The organism is Pseudomonas sp. TE24901 (assembly GCF_054058375.1).
Genome location: NZ_JBSSAF010000001.1, coordinates 414,473 through 433,057 on the forward strand (window position 1 = coordinate 414,473; position 18,585 = coordinate 433,057).

Annotated in this window: 19 protein-coding genes; 8 read left to right on the forward strand and 11 right to left on the reverse strand. The window is 61.6% G+C overall.

The features are described 5' to 3' along the window. Positions 1-165 precede the first annotated feature (165 nt). The gene (locus ACVWVP_RS01930; protein WP_178920097.1) at positions 166-801 is read left to right on the forward strand and encodes a DedA family protein; all 636 of its coding nucleotides are present in this window, start codon (positions 166-168) and stop codon (positions 799-801) included. Here ACVWVP_RS01930 and ACVWVP_RS01935 read toward each other — a convergent pair. Continuing rightward, complete coding sequence (locus ACVWVP_RS01935) at positions 782-2,017, reverse strand: sterol desaturase family protein (RefSeq protein WP_457404365.1); 1,236 nt, start codon at positions 2,015-2,017, stop codon at positions 782-784. The genes ACVWVP_RS01930 and ACVWVP_RS01935 overlap by 20 nt on opposite strands. 116 nt (positions 2,018-2,133) lie before the next feature. Between ACVWVP_RS01935 and elbB the strand changes: the two genes are divergently transcribed. Beyond that, positions 2,134-2,799 (forward strand): isoprenoid biosynthesis glyoxalase ElbB, encoded by a 666-nt coding sequence (gene elbB, locus ACVWVP_RS01940; RefSeq protein ID WP_178919933.1) that lies wholly within the window; start codon positions 2,134-2,136, stop codon positions 2,797-2,799. A gap of 128 nt (positions 2,800-2,927) precedes the next feature. Here the strand turns inward: elbB and ACVWVP_RS01945 are convergent, their stop codons facing one another. Together ACVWVP_RS01945 and ACVWVP_RS01950 are read right to left on the reverse strand one after the other, a co-directional pair. Continuing rightward, a complete protein-coding gene (locus tag ACVWVP_RS01945) occupies positions 2,928-3,383 on the reverse strand; it encodes a YaiI/YqxD family protein (RefSeq protein ID WP_178919932.1) in 456 nt (151 codons plus the stop codon). Positions 3,384-3,554: 171 nt separating this feature from the next. Then, positions 3,555-5,450 carry an FTR1 family protein gene (locus tag ACVWVP_RS01950; protein ID WP_457404367.1) on the reverse strand — a complete coding sequence of 632 codons (1,896 nt, stop codon included), beginning with the start codon at positions 5,448-5,450 and terminating at the stop codon, positions 3,555-3,557. Between the two features lie 268 nt (positions 5,451-5,718). Here ACVWVP_RS01950 and ACVWVP_RS01955 point away from each other — a divergent pair, with 268 nt between their 5' ends. The 4 genes from ACVWVP_RS01955 to ACVWVP_RS01970 are packed head-to-tail and all read left to right on the forward strand — an operon-like array spanning position 5,719 to position 8,865. After that, positions 5,719-7,116 (forward strand): COG3014 family protein, encoded by a 1,398-nt coding sequence (locus ACVWVP_RS01955; RefSeq protein WP_457404368.1) that lies wholly within the window; start codon positions 5,719-5,721, stop codon positions 7,114-7,116. Between the two features lie 10 nt (positions 7,117-7,126). After that, positions 7,127-7,498, forward strand: a complete 372-nt coding sequence (locus ACVWVP_RS01960; RefSeq protein WP_457404369.1) for a YcfL family protein — start codon at positions 7,127-7,129, stop codon at positions 7,496-7,498. A gap of 35 nt (positions 7,499-7,533) precedes the next feature. Continuing rightward, positions 7,534-8,121: a penicillin-binding protein activator LpoB gene (lpoB, locus tag ACVWVP_RS01965; RefSeq protein WP_457404370.1), complete on the forward strand. Its 588-nt coding sequence runs from the start codon at positions 7,534-7,536 to the stop codon at positions 8,119-8,121. Positions 8,122-8,124: 3 nt separating this feature from the next. Then, positions 8,125-8,865: a penicillin-binding protein activator LpoB gene (locus tag ACVWVP_RS01970; protein WP_259172360.1), complete on the forward strand. Its 741-nt coding sequence runs from the start codon at positions 8,125-8,127 to the stop codon at positions 8,863-8,865. A 122-nt stretch (positions 8,866-8,987) separates the two neighbouring features. Here ACVWVP_RS01970 and ACVWVP_RS01975 read toward each other — a convergent pair whose 3' ends face one another. From ACVWVP_RS01975 to ACVWVP_RS01985, 3 genes are all read right to left on the reverse strand, one after another. Then, the gene (locus ACVWVP_RS01975) at positions 8,988-9,620 is read right to left on the reverse strand and encodes a LysE family transporter (RefSeq protein WP_457404372.1); all 633 of its coding nucleotides are present in this window, start codon (positions 9,618-9,620) and stop codon (positions 8,988-8,990) included. A gap of 88 nt (positions 9,621-9,708) precedes the next feature. Beyond that, positions 9,709-10,281 carry a mechanosensitive ion channel family protein gene (locus tag ACVWVP_RS01980; RefSeq protein ID WP_178919927.1) on the reverse strand — a complete coding sequence of 191 codons (573 nt, stop codon included), beginning with the start codon at positions 10,279-10,281 and terminating at the stop codon, positions 9,709-9,711. Then, on the reverse strand, positions 10,281-12,191 hold the full coding sequence (locus tag ACVWVP_RS01985) for an ATP-binding cassette domain-containing protein (RefSeq protein WP_178919926.1): 1,911 nt from the start codon (positions 12,189-12,191) through the stop codon (positions 10,281-10,283). Before ACVWVP_RS01985 ends, ACVWVP_RS01980 begins: the two co-directional genes overlap by 1 nt. 50 nt (positions 12,192-12,241) lie before the next feature. Between ACVWVP_RS01985 and ACVWVP_RS01990 the strand changes: the two genes are divergently transcribed. Further along, positions 12,242-12,700 (forward strand): TIGR02444 family protein, encoded by a 459-nt coding sequence (locus tag ACVWVP_RS01990; protein ID WP_259172361.1) that lies wholly within the window; start codon positions 12,242-12,244, stop codon positions 12,698-12,700. Here ACVWVP_RS01990 and ACVWVP_RS01995 read toward each other — a convergent pair. Continuing rightward, on the reverse strand, positions 12,697-13,842 hold the full coding sequence (locus ACVWVP_RS01995) for an AlgP family protein (RefSeq protein ID WP_457404374.1): 1,146 nt from the start codon (positions 13,840-13,842) through the stop codon (positions 12,697-12,699). The two genes, ACVWVP_RS01990 and ACVWVP_RS01995, sit on opposite strands and share 4 nt — an antisense overlap. A 192-nt stretch (positions 13,843-14,034) precedes the next feature. Between ACVWVP_RS01995 and ACVWVP_RS02000 the strand changes: the two genes are divergently transcribed. Beyond that, a complete protein-coding gene (locus ACVWVP_RS02000; protein ID WP_259172363.1) occupies positions 14,035-14,712 on the forward strand; it encodes an FKBP-type peptidyl-prolyl cis-trans isomerase in 678 nt (225 codons plus the stop codon). Positions 14,713-14,766: 54 nt separating this feature from the next. On the opposite strand, the gene rsd is transcribed toward ACVWVP_RS02000, so the two are convergent. The 4 genes from rsd to ACVWVP_RS02020 all read right to left on the reverse strand — a co-directional run bounded on the left by rsd (position 14,767) and on the right by ACVWVP_RS02020 (position 18,556). Then, positions 14,767-15,225, reverse strand: a complete 459-nt coding sequence (rsd, locus tag ACVWVP_RS02005; RefSeq protein ID WP_178920275.1) for a sigma D regulator — start codon at positions 15,223-15,225, stop codon at positions 14,767-14,769. A gap of 210 nt (positions 15,226-15,435) precedes the next feature. Continuing rightward, on the reverse strand, positions 15,436-15,957 hold the full coding sequence (locus ACVWVP_RS02010) for a disulfide bond formation protein B (protein ID WP_178920276.1): 522 nt from the start codon (positions 15,955-15,957) through the stop codon (positions 15,436-15,438). A gap of 236 nt (positions 15,958-16,193) precedes the next feature. After that, the gene (locus ACVWVP_RS02015) at positions 16,194-17,435 is read right to left on the reverse strand and encodes a heme biosynthesis protein HemY (protein ID WP_178920278.1); all 1,242 of its coding nucleotides are present in this window, start codon (positions 17,433-17,435) and stop codon (positions 16,194-16,196) included. Between the two features lie 5 nt (positions 17,436-17,440). Then, entirely contained in the window at positions 17,441-18,556 is a 1,116-nt protein-coding gene (locus ACVWVP_RS02020; protein ID WP_259172365.1) for a uroporphyrinogen-III C-methyltransferase, read from the reverse strand. Positions 18,557-18,585 lie beyond the last annotated feature (29 nt).

The window sequence follows — 18,585 nt, forward strand, 5'->3', positions numbered from 1 at the left end:
TAAGCGGCCATTATGACGAAGGAATGACAGTTGTGCTTATCGATGCGACCTGTAGTCGCATTCGTCGTTTATGTAGGAATTGTTCACTTCGTGACACATCTCGATACTTTCATGAATGTTCACGAAGGCGTAGGCTGCGCGTTCATTTCGCCAGCACCCCAGACCATGCTTCAACAATTTCTGCATGACTTCGGCTACTTTGCGCTCTTCCTGGGCACCTTCTTTGAAGGCGAGACCATCCTGGTTCTCGCAGGCTTCCTGGCGTTCCGTGGCTACATGGATATCAACCTGGTGGTGGTCGTTGCCTTTTTCGGCAGCTACGCCGGCGATCAGCTTTGGTATTACATGGGCCGCAAGCACGGCCGCAAGCTGCTGGCGCGCAAGCCGCGCTGGCAATTGATGGGTGACAAGGCCCTGGAGCATATCCGCAAGCACCCGGATATCTGGGTGCTGAGCTTTCGTTTCGTCTACGGATTGCGCACGGTCATGCCCGTGGCGATCGGCCTTTCTGGCTATCCGCCGCTGCGCTACCTGATCCTCAACGGCATTGGCGCCGCGATCTGGGCGGTGGCATTGGGGGCTGCGGCGTATCACTTCGGCGCCGTGCTGGAAGGGATGCTGGGCAGCATCAAGAAATACGAGCTGTGGGTGCTCGGCGCGTTGCTGGTACTGGGCTTCGGCCTGTGGCTGCGCCGCCGGGTCAAGAACGCGCGCATCGCCCGCGAGGCCTGTGCCGACGCCAAGGCCCGGCTCGCGGCCGGGCAGGCCTCGGTAGAAGCGCCTAAGACGCCAGTCGAGTAAGTCGGCTTCTGCAGCAGTAGAGACCGATCACACTGAGCAGGCTGTAGCTCACCAGGCCCAGCCAGCCCAGGTTGCTGGCCGGCCATAGCCCCACCAACGGCGCCAGCCATACCAGCGGTACATTCAGTGCCAGGCGCACCAGCTCGGCCTTCAGGGCCCAGGGGCGATTCTCCAGCGCCACGCCCAGGGTAAACAGCCCCAACGCCATCGCGCTCCAACCCAGGATCAGCGCCGCAGTGGGCAACCCCTCGCCAAAATTCATCAGATAGCTGCCAAACCCCACATACGCGGCAAATTGCAGGGCGATGTACACCTGTTGGCGCACATCCAGCGGCACCTCGAATTTGCGGAACTGACTCAGGTCCGGCTTGGCCATCGGGTACTTGGCCTTCACATCCGCCGGGCGCCAGCCGGTGCGCATGAACCAGATGCGCAGTTTGTCCCACCCACTTTCTGTACGCCGCGCGTCACTCCACAGCTGTGCATAAAACTGCAGGTTGGCCCACAGCGGGTTCCAGCTGGCCAGGGGCGTGGTCACGCCGAAAATCACCGGCTCGTTGTCGTCCTCTTTCTGGAAGGAACCGAACAGCCGGTCCCAAATAATGAACACCCCGCCGTAGTTGCGATCCATGTAGAGAGCGTTCTGTGCATGGTGGGCCCGATGATTGGACGGCGTGACGAAGAACCACTCGTACCAACCGAGTTTGGGCACGTGACGGGTGTGTACCCAGAATTGGTACAGCAGGTTGAGCGACGCGACGCTGATAAACACCACCAGTGGCACGCCGACCACGGCCAGCGGCAGGTAGAAGATCCAGCTCAGCAGAAAGCCGGTGCTGGTCTGGCGCAGTGCGGTGCTGAGGTTGTAGTCCTCACTCTGGTGATGCACCGAGTGCGCGGCCCACAGGATATTGCGCTCATGGCCCATGCGGTGCAGCCAGTAGTAGCAGAAGTCGTAGAACACAAAGGCGAACACCCAGGTCCACACGCTTTGGGCTGGCAATTCGAAGAGCGCCAGGTGCTTGAGCGCGAAGGCGTAGGTCAGAATCCCTACCCCTTTGGTCAACAAACCCGTGGTGGTGGACAGCACGCCGGTGCTGAGGCTGTTGATGGCGTCCGCCACCCGGTAGTTGCGCTCACCACGCCAATGGTCGACAAGCAGCTCCACCACGATCAAGGCGATGAAAAACGGTACCGCGTAAGGCACGAAGTCCATGGTCTGGTCCGGTCTATTTTTGTTACATCAAGATTAGGTGCAGCGGCGCGAGATCCCATTGGCAACAGATGACAAATTAGTAGACATTTAACGCCATGACCCCAGGAGAAATGCCCATGAGCAAAAAGATTGCAGTGATCCTTTCCGGCTGCGGCGTGTACGACGGCGCAGAGATCCACGAAAGCGTGATCACCTTGCTGCGCCTGGACCAGCGTGGCGCTCAGGTCCAATGTTTTGCCCCCGATATTGCGCAACTGCACGTGATCAACCACCTCACCGGTGAAGAGATGCCCGAGTCGCGCAACGTGCTGGTCGAATCCGCGCGGATCGCCCGAGGTGACGTGAAAGATCTTCGCGAAGCCAATGCCGAAGCGTTTGATGCGCTGATCGTGCCGGGTGGCTTTGGCGCAGCCAAGAACCTGTCCAACTTTGCCGTGCAAGGCGCCGCGTGCAGCGTCAACCCGCAGGTGCTGGAGCTGGCCGAAGCGTTTGCCGAAGCGGGCAAGCCGGTGGGGCTGATCTGCATCTCGCCGGCGCTGGCCGCGAAGATCTACGGCCCGGGCGTGACCTGCACCATCGGCAACTGCGCCGACACGGCAGCCGCCCTGGACAAGATGGGCGCCACCCACCAGGAGTGCGCCGTCGAAGACATCGTGGAAGACAAGGCGCGCAAGCTGGTGAGCACGCCGGCCTACATGCTGGGCAAGAACATCAGTGAAGTGGCGTCAGGCATCAACAAGCTGGTGGACCGGGTGCTCGAACTCACCCACGAAAACGACTGAGCATCCCATTGAATGTAGTGAGCGGACTCGCCCCGCGCCGCGGTATACCAGGCGCCTCACGTTTACCTGACACACCGCGGCGCGGGCCAAGCCCGCTCACTACAAGGGGTGGCGCGTCAGTGGCCCAGTCAGGGTTGGCGCATCAGCCGTGTGAGGAGGCGATCCAGGGCATTGGCGAAGGCCTGCTTGTCCTTGTCGCCATGGGGTGCTGGCCCACCGCCCATCTGGCCCTGTTCGCGCAGGTCGGTGAACAGGTTGCGCACCGCCAGCCGCTCACTCATGTTCGCCGGGCTGAATTCCTTGCCCCGTGGGTCGAGGGCCGCTACGCCCTTCTTTACCAGACGGTCAGCCAGGGGCACATCGCTGCAGATCACCAACTCACCGGGCACCGCGTGTTCCACCAGGTAATCGTCCGCCGCATCCGGGCCGCTGGGCACCACGATCAGCTTTACGCACGAGAAGCTCGGCTTGATCTGGCTCTGCCCCGCCACCAGCACCACGTCGAACTGGCGCTTGAGGGCGAACTTGACCACCTGGTCCTTGGCCGCCCGAGGACAGGCATCGGCATCGATCCATACGCGCATCCATCCACCTTCTCATTAACAACATAGATCCAGTGTGGGAGCGGCGGTGCGACGATTCGACTTGCTCGCGAAAGCGGTCTATCCGTTGATGAATGCATCGACTGACACTCCGTATTCGCGAGCAAGTCGAATCGTCGCACCGCCGCTCCCACATTTTTTGACCGCGTTCGTTCAAGCGGTAACGCGGCGTTTCTCGGCCAACCGACTGCGACCATACAGCACCACAATCGCCAGGATCGCCAGCGCCTGCGCACTCAGCGAGTAAGCGTCGGCGTGAATACCCAGCCAGTCGAAGTCAAAGAACGGCACCGGCCGCGTACCGAAGATGCCGGCCTCTTGCAACGCCTTCACGCCATGCCCGGCAAACACCACCGACAACGCACACAGCAGCGCCGCGTTGATGCCGAAGAACAGCGCCAACGGCAACTTCGCCGAACCGCGCAGGATCACCCAGGCCAGGCCCACCAGCAGCACCAGCGCCGTGGCACCACCCGCCAGCACCGCGTTGTGCCCGGCGGGCCCGGCTTGCAGCCACAGGGTTTCGTAGAACAGGATCACTTCGAACAACTCGCGGTACACCGAGAAGAACGCCAGCATCGCAAAACCGAAGCGACCGCCGCCGCCCACCAGGCTGCTCTTGATGTAATCCTGCCAGGCCGCGGCATGGCGTCGGTCGTGCATCCACACCCCCAGCCACAACACCATCACACTGGCGAACAGCGCCGTGCAGCCTTCGAGCAACTCACGCTGCGCACCGCTCACGTCAATCACATACGCCGCCAATGCCCAGGTGGCCAAGCCGGCCAGCAATGCCAGGCCCCAGCCCGCGTTGACGCTGCGCACCGCCGATTGCTGGCCGGTGTTACGCAGGAACGCGAGGATCGCCGCCAGCACCAAGATCGCTTCCAGGCCTTCGCGCAGCAGGATCAGCAAGCCTGAGATGTAGCTCAACGACCAACTCAGGCCATCACTGCCCAGCAAGCCGGCCGATTCGGTGAGCTTGCCCTTGGCCACGTCCAGGCGCTGTTGCACCTGTTCGACCGGCAACCCGTCCTGCAACGACTGCCGGTAAGCCATCAAGGCCTTCTCAGTGTCCTTGCGGACGTTGGCGTCGACGTTGTCCAAAGAGCTTTCCACCAGCTCGAAGCCTTCCAGGTAGGCCGCGACGGACAGGTCATACGCCTGCTCGTGGTCACCGTTGCGGAACGCGGCGAGGCTCTTGTCCAAGGTGGTCGCGGTGTAGTCCAGCAACTGCGCCGGGCCACGCTTGACCTGCGGCGGCTGGGCACGCTGAGCACGGAATGTCGCCGCGGCACCGGGGCCGCCGGCGGCGAGCACTTCATTGGGGGTCTGGCGCGCCAGGTCAGCGAGGTTGAACGGCTGCTCGCTCTTGGCCGCCGCCGGGTCGGCGGTAAAACCGGCGATGTAGGTGGCCAGGTCCCAGCGCTGGCGGTCGTCCAACTGGTCGGCGAACGACGGCATGTCAGTGCCTTCAACGCCCAGCCCAAGGGTGTTGTAAATCGCATAGAGGCTCAGGCGATCCAGGCGCGTGGCATCACGCAGGTTGGCGGGTGGCGGGGTCATGCCCATGCCCGCCGGGCCATCACCGGCACCGGTCGTGCCGTGGCACACCGAGCAATGCTGGGCGTAGAGCGGTGCACCCCGAGTGGGGTCAGGCGTGATCGCCGGGGCCTGGCTGACTTCATACGCCACGGCCAGCTTGGCGCCCAACTGACGGGCTTGGCGAGCGACAGCAGCGCCGTCTTCGTGGGCAGTTACAGCGGCTAACAATTCGTCGACGCCTTTGATCAACGCCTCACGCTCTGGCCTCTGTGGCAGTTCTGCCACCAAGCCCTGCAACACCCCGAGAAACTCGACCTGTTCACGGTATTCGGATTCGTCGATAACCTTGCCCGCCTCCACCGTTGGCGGGTAGTCGGCACCAATGTAGTCCAGCAAATGCAGGGCTTGCGGGGCGCCCTCAGCGGTAGCGGCCAACAGGCTGAAGCTGCACGACATCAGCGCCGGCAGCAGCAGCCAGGCGAGAAAGCGAAAGGGGGCAGTCATGAATGAATCTCAAAGGGAAATACGAAGTAACACATTGTCAAACCTTAAAGGGTTTGACTCAAGGCGTTAGTGAATTGGCGTTTGGAAGGCTGGGGCTTTTTTAGAAATATGATGCTGGCATTTTGTGGATTGAATCACATCAATAAGCCATTGTTTTGCCAGTAATGGCGCTTATAATGCCGCGCCCTGTTAGTGCGAAAGGGAATTTCGTTCCTCGTTTTTATGAGGAATTACCTCACCGGTTGACTACTTTCAGGGAAGAAGCTGCATGGCATTTCGCGCCTTACCTCCGCTCGCGCTCGTGGCGGTTACCTTGCTCTCCGGCTGTTCAATGTTCCGCAGCTACGACACCGAGCTGCAAGCCACCAACCAGCAATTGGCCACCGGCAATGTCGACGGCGCCCTGACCCTACTGGAAAAGAACAACACCGGCGAAGACAAGGACCTGCTCTATTTCTTCGAAAAGGGTGAGTTGTTGCGGGCCAAGGGCGACCTGACCGGCAGCCAGACCGCGTGGCGCAGCGCCGACCTGCAAGTCTACAAGTGGGAAGAGTCCGTCAAGTTCGACAGCGAGAAGTACCTCGCCCAGTTCGGCAGTTTCCTGGTCAACGACAAGGTGCGTCGCTACGAAGGCTATGACTACGAAAAGGTCATGCTGACCACCCAGATGGCCCTGAACCTCCTGGCCCTGAACGACTTCGACGGTGCCCGCACCGAAATCAAGAAGACCCACGAACGCGAAGCGGTGATCGCCGACCTGCGCGACAAGGAATACCTCAAGCGCGAGGACGAAGCCCAGCGCGAAGGCGTGACCACCCAGATGAAAGACCTGAGTGGCTACCCGGTGGAAGCCTTGAACGCGCCAGACGTGGTTGGCCTGAAAAACAGCTACCAGAGTGCGTTCAGCCATTACCTGGCCGGCTTTGTCTACGAAGCCCTCGGCGAAAAAGACCTGGCCGCCCCTGGTTACCGCAAGGCTGCCGAGCTGCGCCCTAACACCCCGCTGCTGGAGCAGGCATTGCTGGACCTGGACAAGTCCAAGGTCGAGGCCGATGAAACCGATGTGTTGATCGTGGTCCAGAGCGGCCTGGCACCGGCGCGTGACTCCATTCGCCTGCCACTGCCGATTCCTATCGACAGCCATCTGGTGATCACGCCGCTGTCGTTCCCGGTGATCAAGGCCGACACCTCTACCGCGACCTTCGCCCAGATTGGCGTCGACGGTAAACAGCAGAACCTCACGGCACTCAACAGCACCACCGCCATGTCCCGCCGCGCCCTGCGCGATGACATGCCAGGCATCATCCTGCGCACCACGGTGCGTGCGGTCAGCCGTGGCGTGGCGCAAAACAACCTGAACAAGACCAACCCCATGGCCGGCCTGGTGCTGGGCATCGCCTCGGCCGTCACCGAAGGCGCCGATACCCGTACCTGGCGCACCTTGCCGGACATGACCCAGGTGACCCGCCTGCGCCTCAAGCACGGCGAGCATCAGGTCAGCCTGCCCAATGCCCTGGGCGGCACGCTGGTGACGGTCAAGGCCGATCAGCGCTACCAGGTGATCACCTTGCGCGTGGTCGGCAACCAGGTATTCGCCGGGGGCCTCGCCGCCCATGTCGTACCAAGCAGCACGCCCCAGGCCATCGCCACACTCAAGCAACCTTAAGGAGCACGCTATGCGTCATTTCATCCTCGGCGCCCTGGCGCTGGTCCTGCTCGCCGGCTGCGCCACCCCGCCGCCACCGGAGCCCGGCAGCGCTGCGAGCAAAATCGTGGTGATGGGCAAGTTCAAGGGTATCGCCGTCGGCGCCATCCGCGTTGCACGCGAGAACGGCTTCCTTACCGCCAAGGTGCAGTTGAGCAACATCACCAGCAGCAACCAGACGATGTATTACCGCTTCGCCTGGCTGGGCGCCGATGGCTTCCCGGTGGGCGACGAAGAAACCTGGAAAGTGCTGACCCTGTACGCCAACCAGGCGACCTTCCTGCCGGCCATTGCCAACCTCCCCCAGGCAGCGGACTTCCGCCTTGAAGTCAAGACGCCTTGAGCCGTTCCCCTTTTTCGTTTCAGAGAGAATTCCCCATGTTTGCACGCTTCTCGATGCTCGCTGTCGTTGTCCTGCTGGCCAGCGGCTGCTCCAACACCTCGCCTGTACTGGGCAGCAAGAACATCAGCTACGGTGACACCAAGGCCGTGGAAACGGTGACCAACGAGTTCGGTTCCACCGACTTGCAGATGATCGCCGAAAGCATGACCCGTTCCCTGGCCCAGTCCGGCATCTTGCAAGGCCGCCCGGTGGTGCAGGTGTATGACGTGAAGAACAAGACCAGCGAGTACATCGACACCCGCGAGATCACCACATCGATCAAGACCCAGTTGATGAAGACCGGCACCGCGCGCTTCGCCAGCGACAACACCGACATGCAGAGCCAGGTCGACCAGCTCAAGCTGCAGAACCAGAGCGGCCTGTACAAGAAGTCCACCGTCAGCAAGACCGGCAACATGGTTGCCGCCAAGTACCGCCTTGAAGGCTCCATCAGCTCCATCGTCAAGCGCAGCTCGGACTACAAAGACGTGTTCTACAAGTTCAGCCTGCAGCTGATCGACGTCGAGAGCGGCCTGGCCGAATGGATGGACGAGAAAGAAATCCGCAAGACCACGGAGCGCTAAGCAATGCGTGCATGGATCGGCATGATCGGCCTGCTGTGCGCCTTTGGCGCCGAGGCCGCCCCGAAGATCGCGGTGACCGACCTGGCCTACGAGGCGCGGGTCGAGGAGTACATCCACCAGGTTTCGGCGAGCAACAACTACCAGGCGAATGCCTACAACGCCAGCGGTGCCTCGAACTACAGCGAGTACGAGAGCCGTACCAGCTACATCGAGCAGACCGAGCTGCGTAAGTTCAGCGGTGACATCAAGGGCGAGATCCTCAAGTCCCGCCAGTTCCAACTGGTGCAAGGCACGCCCTACACCGCCGATGCCAAGGGAGACGTCTACGACGTGATCAAGCGCATCAAGGCCGGGCACTTCAAGGGGGCTGACTACGTGCTGTTCGGCACGCTATCGGACATCGACTTCACCCAGGACATCAACGCCATCGACCGCACCAACAGCTACTCGGCGGTGCTGGGCCTGACGCTGGTAGCGGATTTCAGCCTGATCAATACGCGCACCTACGAAATCACCTCGGCGTTCACCGCCATGGGTGAAGGCCAGGACACCAAGTTGGTGAACAGCCGTGACGTGCGCGTGAGCCTGAACCGGCCGCGTGTGGTGAAGGAAGTGTCGAAAGCGCTGGGCGAAGATGTGGCGCGTCAGTTGGCGGAGCAGTTGGGTGGTGGGTACCAAGACCCAGGCAAGCCGGCGTTGCGCAACAACCTGCCAAGGGATGAGGCGCCGAAAATCCTGCGCTGAAACTCCATAGGTCGGCTAACACAAATCAATGTGGGAGCTGGCTTGCCTGCGATAGCGGTGTATCTGATACACCGCTATCGCAGGCAAGCCAGCTCCCACAGTTTTGATTCGGTTCCGTCAGGTCAGGCCGTTGCGCGATGCAAGCTGGCGAGGAAACCCGCCGCCCCCACAAACAACCCGGCAAACGTGCGGTTCATGCGTTTTTGCTGTTTTGGCGTGCGCAACAGGCGCAATACCTTCGACGCCAGCCCGGTATAGCCCGCCATCACGATCATATCCACGGTGATCATCGTCGCGCCCAGGATCAGGTACTGGATCAGCAGCGGTGCCTGCGGGTTCACGAACTGCGGCAGCACTGCCAGCATGAACACCAATGCCTTGGGGTTGCTGGCGTTGACCAGGAAACCACGGAACATCATCGCCATCGGTTTGCCGATCGGGCGCACGGCGGCGCCATCGGTCATGTCCATGGGCAAGGCGCGCCACTGCTTGATGGCCAGGTACACCAGGTACGCCACACCGAACCATTTGATCGCATAGAACGCGGTAGACGACGCTGCCAAAATGGCACCCAACCCGCCGGCCACAACGGCAATCTGCATCGCCAGGCCCAGTTGCAGGCCGATGGCGTTCCAGTAACCGCGCAGGAAACCGTATTGCAGGCCGCTGGACATCGAAGCGATGGCGCCTGCACCAGGAGAAAGGGAGATGATCCAACTGGCCACGAAAAAGGCCAGCCACGTATCGAGTGCCATTACACACCTCAGGAGGGAGTTTGCTGTGATGCCCTAAGCTAACTCCGCCGACCAAAGGCTGGCTATAGATTTTTACAAGATGTGAATGCTAGCGGTCGCCCGGGAACACGTGGTTACCTGGCCAACGCCGTACCGAACGCTGGAAGAACAGGCTGTTGGGCACTTGCACCATGGCACTGTCGGTACCGGCTTCCGCGACTTCGATCAGCGTGGTGTACAGCAAGTTGATCGCCACGACCCGGCCCTTGACGCCCGGCTTATCGACGGTATCCACCAACTCGACGATGTCGCCCAGGCGAAACGGCCCGACTGTGAAGATCAGAATGGCGCACAGCAGATTCGACAGCACCGACCACATGGCGAAGAACGCCACCGCCGCCACCGCCACAAACCCCGACAATGCTGTCCACAACACCGTGGCAGACACGCCCAGTCGGCCCAGCACGAAGATCAGCGCACTGCCCATGATCAACCAGCGCAAGCCGCCACGCAGCGGCATCAGCAGTTGCGGTGGGAACGGGTAGCGCTCACCCAGGCGGGTCAGGCCCTTGGCGACAAAACGCTGGGCCAGGTAACCGGCCAGCAGGATCAGCAGGATCTGCACGCCGATCCACACCGGTTCCACCCATTGCGCCGGCAGCGGCAGTTGCAGGGCTTCCATCAGGACAGCGCCTCCAGCTCCGCTTGCAAGGTTTCGAGCAGTTCGAGGGCTTCCATCCAGGTTTCCTCCAACTGCCCCTCGCGCACCTTGAGCTTGGCCTGTTCGGCCAGCAGGTCACGCAACTCGTCCTTGCGGGCGGCTTCGTACACCGCGCTGTCACCCAGGCTGGTCTCGATCTTGGCCAGGCGCTCGTGCACCTTGCCCAACTCGGCCTCCAGCTTGTCGGCTTCACGCTTGTGCGGCGCCAGCTGTTGGCGCAGCGCAGCAGCGGCCTGGCGCTGAGCTTTCTTGTCGGTCTTGTCCGGGTTGACCGGTGTGTTGCTGACCGGCGCATTGCGCAGGCGGTAGTCGGTCAACCAGCGCGCGTAGTCGTCGAGGTCACCGTCGAACTCTTCGACTTTGCCGTCAGCCACCAACAGGAAGTTGTCGGTGGTGCTCTTGAGCAAGTGGCGATCGTGAGACACCACCAACACCGCACCACTGAATTCCTGCAGGGCCATGGTCAACGCCAGGCGCATTTCCAGGTCCAGGTGGTTGGTCGGTTCGTCGAGCAACAGCAGGTTCGGACGGTCCCAGGCGATCAACGCCAGGGCCAGGCGGGCCTTTTCGCCGCCGGAGAAGTTCAGCACCGGCTCATCGATGCGTGCGCCACGGAAGTCGAAACCACCAAGGAAGTCGCGCAGCGTCTGCTCGCGCTCGGTCGGCGCCAGGCGCTGCAGGTGCAGCAACGGGCTGGCCTTGGAGTCGAGCGAGTCCAGCTGATGCTGGGCGAAGTAGCCCACCACCGTGTTCTCGCCACGGGTGAGGCGACCCGCCAGGGGCGAGAGCTCGCCCGACAGGTTCTTGATCAGCGTCGACTTGCCCGCGCCGTTGGGGCCCAACAGGCCAATGCGTGCACCCGGCGTGAGCTGCAGCTTGACCTTTTCCAGGATGGTTTTATCGCCGTAACCCAGGCGTGCATCCGAGAGGTCCAGCAACGGGCTGGAGATCTTCACCGACTCGCGGAACACGAAGTCGAACGGCGAGTCGACGTGAGCGGCCGACAATTCTTCCATGCGCTCCAGCGCCTTGATCCGGCTCTGGGCCTGGCGGGCCTTGGTGGCCTGGGCCTTGAACCGGGCGATGTAGCTTTCCATGTGCGCACGTTGCGCCTGTTGCTTCTCGTAGGCCTGCTGCTGCTGAGCCAGGCGCTCGGCACGGGCACGTTCGAACGCGGTGTAGCCGCCACGGTAGAGGGTGATCTTCTTCTGTTCGACGTGGGCGATGTTGTCGACCACGGCGTCGAGGAAGTCCCGGTCGTGGGAAATCAGCAGCAAGGTGCCCTGGTAGCTCTTGAGGAAGTCTTCCAGCCACAGGATCGCATCAAGGTCCAAGTGGTTGGTCGGCTCATCGAGCAGCAACAGGTCCGAAGGGCACATCAGCGCCTGGGCCAGGTTCAGGCGCATGCGCCAGCCACCGGAGAAGTCGGCGACCGGGCGGTCCATCTGTTCGTTGGTAAAGCCAAGGCCGGCGAGCATCTTGCGGGCACGGGCGTCGGCGGTATAACCGTCGGCGCTGTCGAGCTCCGAGTGCAGGCGCGCCAGGGCGGCGCCGTCCTGGGCCTTCTCGGCCTCGGCGAGGTCGTGCTGCACCTGCCGCAGGCGCAGATCGCCATCGAGCACGTAGTCGATCGCGATGCGGTCCAGGGTGTCGATCTCCTGGCGCATGTGGGCGATGCGCCAGTCGGCCGGCAGCAGGCAATCCCCGGAGTCCGGGGTCAGTTCACCCAACAACAGGGCGAACAACGTGGATTTGCCGGCGCCGTTGGCACCGATCAGGCCGGCTTTGTGACCGGCGTGCAGGGTCAGCTCGGCGTCTTCGAGAAGACGTTGCGGGCCACGCTGTAATGTTAGGCTTTGAAGTCGGATCATAATGGCGGCGGAGTCTACCAGCTTCGTTGGCCGCTGGCTTGGGTGTGAATATGTACGCTGACCTGTGGAGCTTTGCCCTTTCGACTTACGCCCGCTCGGGCTGCGAAGCCGCCTGCCTGCGCTTGCAGGAACAAGGGGCGGATGTATGCCTGTTGCTGTGTGGCGCCTGGCTGGAGCAACGGGGTGTAGCGCAGACACCCGAACGTCTGCAGGCGCTCAGACACGTCGCCAGCCCCTGGCAGGCACAAGTCATCGAGCCATTACGGCAAGTGCGTGTGCAATGGCGCGCCATGGCGCAGCAGGATGAGGTTTTGGAGAAGTTGCGGGAGCGGGTCAAAGCCCTGGAGTTGGATGCGGAGCGGGAATTACTGACGCGCCTGGAGGCAGCGGCGCAGGCATGGCCGACGGAGGAAGGTCAGCACAGATGGCTTGAAGGCTTGGCGACCGAAGCCGCCAACCTTGACCACGACGCGCTGCAACTGCTGCGCGCCGTGGCTGCCAGCACTTAGGAAGCGCTGGTTGGGGTCGTGCTTGGCGCTACCGGAGCAGGCGTGCTGCTGGCGGTTGCGGCTGGAGCAGTGGAGGCTGCCGGGGTAGCCGCTGGGGTGGCTGGTTTGGCCGGTGCTGGTTTTGCTGCAGCGGGTTTGGCAACGGCGGGTTTAGCTACTGGCTTGGCGGCCGGTTTCGCAGCAGCAGGTTTAGCGGCTGGCTTGGCGGCCGGTTTCGCAGCAGCAGGTTTAGCGGCTGGCTTGGCGGCTGGTTTTGCAGCAGCAGGTTTAGCAGCAGGTTTAGCAGCTGGCTTGGCGGCTGGTTTTGCAGCAGCAGTTTTGGCAGCTGGCTTGGCGGCTGGTTTCGCAGCAGCAGGTTTAGCAGCTGGCTTGGCGGCTGGTTTCGCAGCAGCAGGCTTAGCAGCTGGCTTGGCGGCTGGTTTCGCAGCAGCAGTTTTGGCAGCTGGCTTGGCGGCTGATTTCGCAGCAGCAGGCTTAGCAGCTGGCTTGGCGGCTGGTTTTGCAGCAGCAGTTTTGGCAACTGGCTTGGCGGCTGGTTTTGCAGCAGCAGGTTTAGCAGCTGGCTTGGCGGCTGGTTTTGCAGCAGCAGTTTTGGCAGCTGGCTTGGCGGCTGGTTTCGCAGCAGCAGGTTTAGCAGCTGGCTTGGCGGCTGGTTTCGCAGCAGCGGTTTTGGCAGCAGGCTTGGCGGCTGGCTTGACGGTAGCTTTGGCCGGAGCTTTCACGGCAACCGCTTTTGCAGGGGTACGCGCGCCCAACACTTTGGCTACGGCTTCCTTCACACGACCAACGCCCTGGGCCAGTTTCAGGCTTTCTTGAGCGTCTTTTTTGAGTTGGGAAATGTAGGTGCGGGTTTCAGCTTGGCGATCCTTGAGGGCGTCCAGCAGGTCCTCAAGTTCTTTGACAGCGTCTTTGGCTTTGGCTTGTGCCTTGGCCTTGCCGGCAGTGGCGGCGTCTTGCAGTTTGGTGCGGGATTTGTGCAGCTTCTCTTGCGCTTTACCGCGTTGTTTTTCCAGCTTGGCGAGCAGCTTTTCTGCATCGGCCAACGCTTGGGAACAAGCGCTTTCCAGGTGTTCGAGCAAGCTGCCCGACAGTTGTTGGAGTAAATGCAACGGGGTATTAACAGGCTTCTGTTTGGCCGACATGGTTTACCTCCTGGCTGACGTGGGTGCGGCTCATACTAGCCCTCTGCTCTTACCGCCGCTAGGGCATGTTGACAGTATCGTTTGCGTTGCGTTGCAACGTGCGAAAATTCTTATCGATATAACGAAAAACCGCGCCACTTTTTACCCACCCACACTGGCATAATCCGTCGCACTTTCGGCGGGAGGATGCCCATGTCGCGTTACCTTTTTCTAGTGCTTGGCCTGGCGGTTTGCACAGCCAATGCGGGCGAGCAAACGCCGTCCAAAACGACGGCCCCAGACCCGCACGACCTCGCCTACAGCCTAGGTGCCAGCCTGGGCGAGCGCTTGCGCCAAGAGGTTCCCGACCTGCAGATTCAGGCATTGCTCGACGGTCTCAAACAAGCCTATCAAGGCAAACCCCTGGCTCTGGACAATGCGCGCATTGAACAGGTGCTCGCCCAGCACGAAGCTCAAAGCGAAGCCGATGCCCAGGTTCCACAAACCGAAAAAGCGCTCGCCGCCGAGCAGCAATTTTTAGCCAAGGAAAAAGCACTGAGTGGCGTGCGCGAATTGGCGGATGGCATCCTGCTCACCGAGCTCTCGCCCGGCAGTGGCAGCAAGCCATTGGCCAGTGATGAGGTACAGGTCAAATACGTGGGGCGATTGCCCGATGGGACCGTCTTCGATCAGAGCACGCAACCGCAGTGGTTCCGCCTGGACAGCGTAATCAGCGGCTGGAGCAGCGCCTTGCAGCAGATGCCGGTCGGCGCGAAATGGCGCTTGGTGATTCCTTCTGCCCAGGCCTATGGCGCCGACGGCGCAGGTGAGTTGATCCCACCCTACTCGCCCCTCGTATTCGAGATCGAACTGCTCGGAACCCGCCACTGACCCCATAAAAAACGGTGCGCCAAGCGCACCGTTTTTTTATCTCGCCATCAGGGTTCAGGCCTGGGTGGCGGACTCTTCCTTGTGCGCGTTGTGCAGCACTTCGATCAGGCAATCTTCCAGCTCGAATCGCTCGTGAAGCAGCGCGCCCAGCTCTTTGAATTTTGCCGCCACGCAGTTGCCGGCGTCGCACAGATCGGTGAACGCCAGCAACTTTTCAGTGATGACGTCGATACGCGGATAAATGGTTTCGGCAAGGTCCAGGCCACGCTGATCATCAAAGGCTTCCGCCTCCTTGGTCAGTTGCTCGTAGACCCCGAAGTGGCCAGCAGACACGTAGTCCACCAAGACCCCACAGAAATCCTGCAATGGTTCGCGGTTCTGGGACAATGCTTCGGGCTTGGCACCGAGAGCATCAAAGGCCCGAACCAGTTCGTGACGTGCCTTCAGCCAGCTGTCGATCAGCTTGTGCACTCCACCCCAGCGTTCCTGAGCATTCTGACAACTTTCCAGCATGATGATCTCTCTTCCCTAGTAGGGGCGCTGCCGCCTGGTGCCCGCGCAACACTTCAAGGATAAAGCAGCAACCGGACAAGGCTGCATCTGACAAACGGTTTTACTGATGCGTGCGGGCCAGATTATGCCCGCATGACTATGGCTTCAAGGTACGCAGGACAGAAAGTTCATACAAGTGTTTAATCCCGTCCTACTACCTTCGGCCCACACTCAGCGCTTTGCCAACCCCGAGGGCTGGCTCAAAAACAATCGTGAAAACTGCAGGACACCAAGGATCAGCATCGCCACGAAGCACAACAGGCTCCATTCAGGCAGGCTCAAGTCAAACAGCGTCCAATTGATCTCGACGCAGTCCACGGAGCCTTTGACCGTCGATTGCAAGGCCTGCCAAAACGACAGGTTTTCAAGCATGGACTGCAAGCTGGGCCAGCAGTCAGCCGGCTGATCCGATGCGACATTTTGCAGCAACACCTGGCGCACAGCGGTGACCGCTCCCAGCAATGCACACCCCATGCTGGCCACCCCGTACAGGATGACCGCAGAGCGCTTGGGGTTATGAAGGGCGGCCACCAGGTTGATCACGGTGAATGTCGCCACATAAATGCGTTGGACCTGGCACAGGAAGCAGGGGCGTAGCAGCGCGCCGTACTCGACATAAAAAGACGCGCCCAACGTCAGCGCACCCGCCAGGAAGGCCAGGAAAAACAAGGAGCGTGAAGGGGCCAAAGACATTGTTGATCCGTACCGCAGGAGACAGGCCGCTACGGTAGAGGAAAGGCCTGACTCCTTTCAATACGCGCTGGAGCAGACGATTCGGCGAGGGCATGAGGATATGCCGTCAGAGTCTGGATGACTTGGGACGGCCAAGAGTAGGAATTTGCTTCCTCATCTACTTTCCCCTGTATTTACAGGGAATCGAAGGGCTGGCTCCAGAAAATTCCGAGCCAGCCTCCGCTTGCTTTCCTACTTCACGCTCGCACGGGCACTGGCAAGGGTGACGCCAGCAAACGGTTGTCCAGAAGTCCCAGACCTTCCTGGAACAACTGGTTACTGCGTTCAGTGTCACCCAGTTGCGCAAGCAACCGTGCCAACTCGGCACAGGCTTCAGGATTGCGCTGCACCTGCAGGCTGCTTTCAAGGTAGTCCCGCGCCTTGCCCCACAAACTGTTCTGCAGGCACAGGCGGCCCAACGTCAGCAGCAGGCTGGCATCGCCCGGGTGGTCCTTGAGCCAGCCTTCGGCAAACTTCAACTGGCGGGCCGGATCGCTACCACGCAGCAGACCATAGAGCCGGATCAAGTGGCTGTCATAGCCGCGCTTGATAGCGCCACGCAACACTTCCTCAGCCTTCGTATCGGCACCCAATCGGCGCAGTTGCTCGGCGTAGGCCAAGACCAATGGCGGCTCCTGACGCTGGGCAGACGTGAGTTGTTCCCACGCACGCTCAAGGGACTGCAACCCGGCTTCACTCTGGTCTTCACGCTGGGCTGCCAGGCTGAGGTTCTCACCCCAGGCACGGCGCTCGAGTTCGGCCAGCTCCGGGGGTGGCAAAACCTTGTCTTTGCGCAGCTCAGGCATCAGCCGAATCACCGACGACCAATCGCCGCGCTGCTGATGCAGGCGTTGCAACTGGCGCAGCACCTGGGCGTTATGCGGGTGGCGCTCGTGCATCGCCTGCAAGGTGGTCAGCGCACCCTCGGTATCACCACGGTCCAGTTGCAATTGCGCATGGCTCAGGGCAACCGCCAACTCAGCTTGGGGTTGACGCTCCAGGGCGCGCTCCAACAAACCGTCGGACTCTTCATAACGCCCCTGCTCGTTGGCCGCACGCGCAGCACCGAGGTAGTAAAGCAGCGGCTGGCGCTCGGCTTCTGCGGCACGGTGCAAGTGGCGTTCGGCGCTGGCCCAGCGGCCTTCGGCAAGGTCCATCTGGCCCTGCTCGATCGCAATCTGTACGCGCCGGCTGCGGTTGCGCCGCGACCACGGGTTGACCACCCCACCCGACGTCGTGAGCAGGCTCAGCAGCACGCGGATCAGGTAGATCGCCAAGCCGAGCACAAATACCGCCACCAGCGTGGCCCACAGGCTCGACTCGTAATGCAGCAGATGGGGATAGGTAATCAACACGTAGCCGGTGTGTTTCGAAATGCCCACGGCCAGTGCCAGGGCGATCGCAACCGCCAGCACCAGGATCACATAGAAACGCTTCATCGGCTCTACTCCTGGGTCGCCGGCGTACCCGCCGCCGCCTTGGCTTCATCAGCAGACAGGTGACGACGATCCAGGTAGGCCTGCACCGCCGCAAGGCTCGCCGCCAGGTCCGGTGTCACCACCGAAACGGCCTTGGGCTCAAGTTCGGCGATACGCGCCAGCATGGCCTTGCTCTGCGGATTGTCCTGATTGAAGTTGTCCTGCAACACGCTGCGCGCTTCGCCGAGGGCACGGCTGTACACCGCCGTTTCGCCATTGAGCGCGGCCCACTGCGCCTGCTCGAGTGCCAGGCTCAACGCCAGGCGTACCTGGTTCAAGCCCTGGCCGGCGAGCAGCGGACGGATGTTGTCATCCGGGTTGAAGTCGATGCGGAAGTAACGGGAAATCTGCTCCCACCATTGGCTCCAGCGGCTTTCCGTATCGGTGGTCGGACGCCCTTGCGAGGCCGGCTCGGTGAGTTGGTATTCCGGCGCGATGGCTGCCAGTTGCACCACCTGGTCACGCAACGCTGCCAGTTGAAGGTACAGCCCGGTACGGTCCGGCTGCTCGACACTGCGCAGGGCAACAAGGCTCTTGGCCAACTGCTCACGCGCGGCATAGGAACCTGGGTCGCTCTGCTCACGCAGAATTTCGTCGGCACCCTGCACCAGCGCCTGGGCACTGTTGATGTCCTGCAGGGCAGAAAGGCGCAAGCTGGCCAGACGGATCAGGTGCTCGGCTTCTGCCAGGCGCCAGTCCTGGCGGCTGGCACCCAGCACGGTTTCCAGGCGCTGGCTCAGGCGTTGCTGATCGCCTTGTAGTTGGGCGACCAGACGACGACGCTCCTCCAGTTCATCTGCGGCGGGCAGCTGTGCCAGGCGTGCAGCCAGTTGCTGCTGGCTCTGCTTGAGCGACTGGGATTGGTCATCGAGGGTCTGCACCTGCCCCAGCTGTTGCTGGCTGCTGGCTTGCAGGGCACGGACCTGCCAGATCCCCCAACCGCCGGCAGCAACCCCTGCGGCGCCGAGCAACAGGGCCACGACTGCCAGACCATTGCCACGACGTGGCGCGGTGACCGGTGGCTCAACCGGCGCACTCAGTGCGGGCTGGGCTTCTTCTTTAGGCAAGGCTGTTTCGCTCACGTATCCGTCCTTTGCGTATTCAGAGAGTG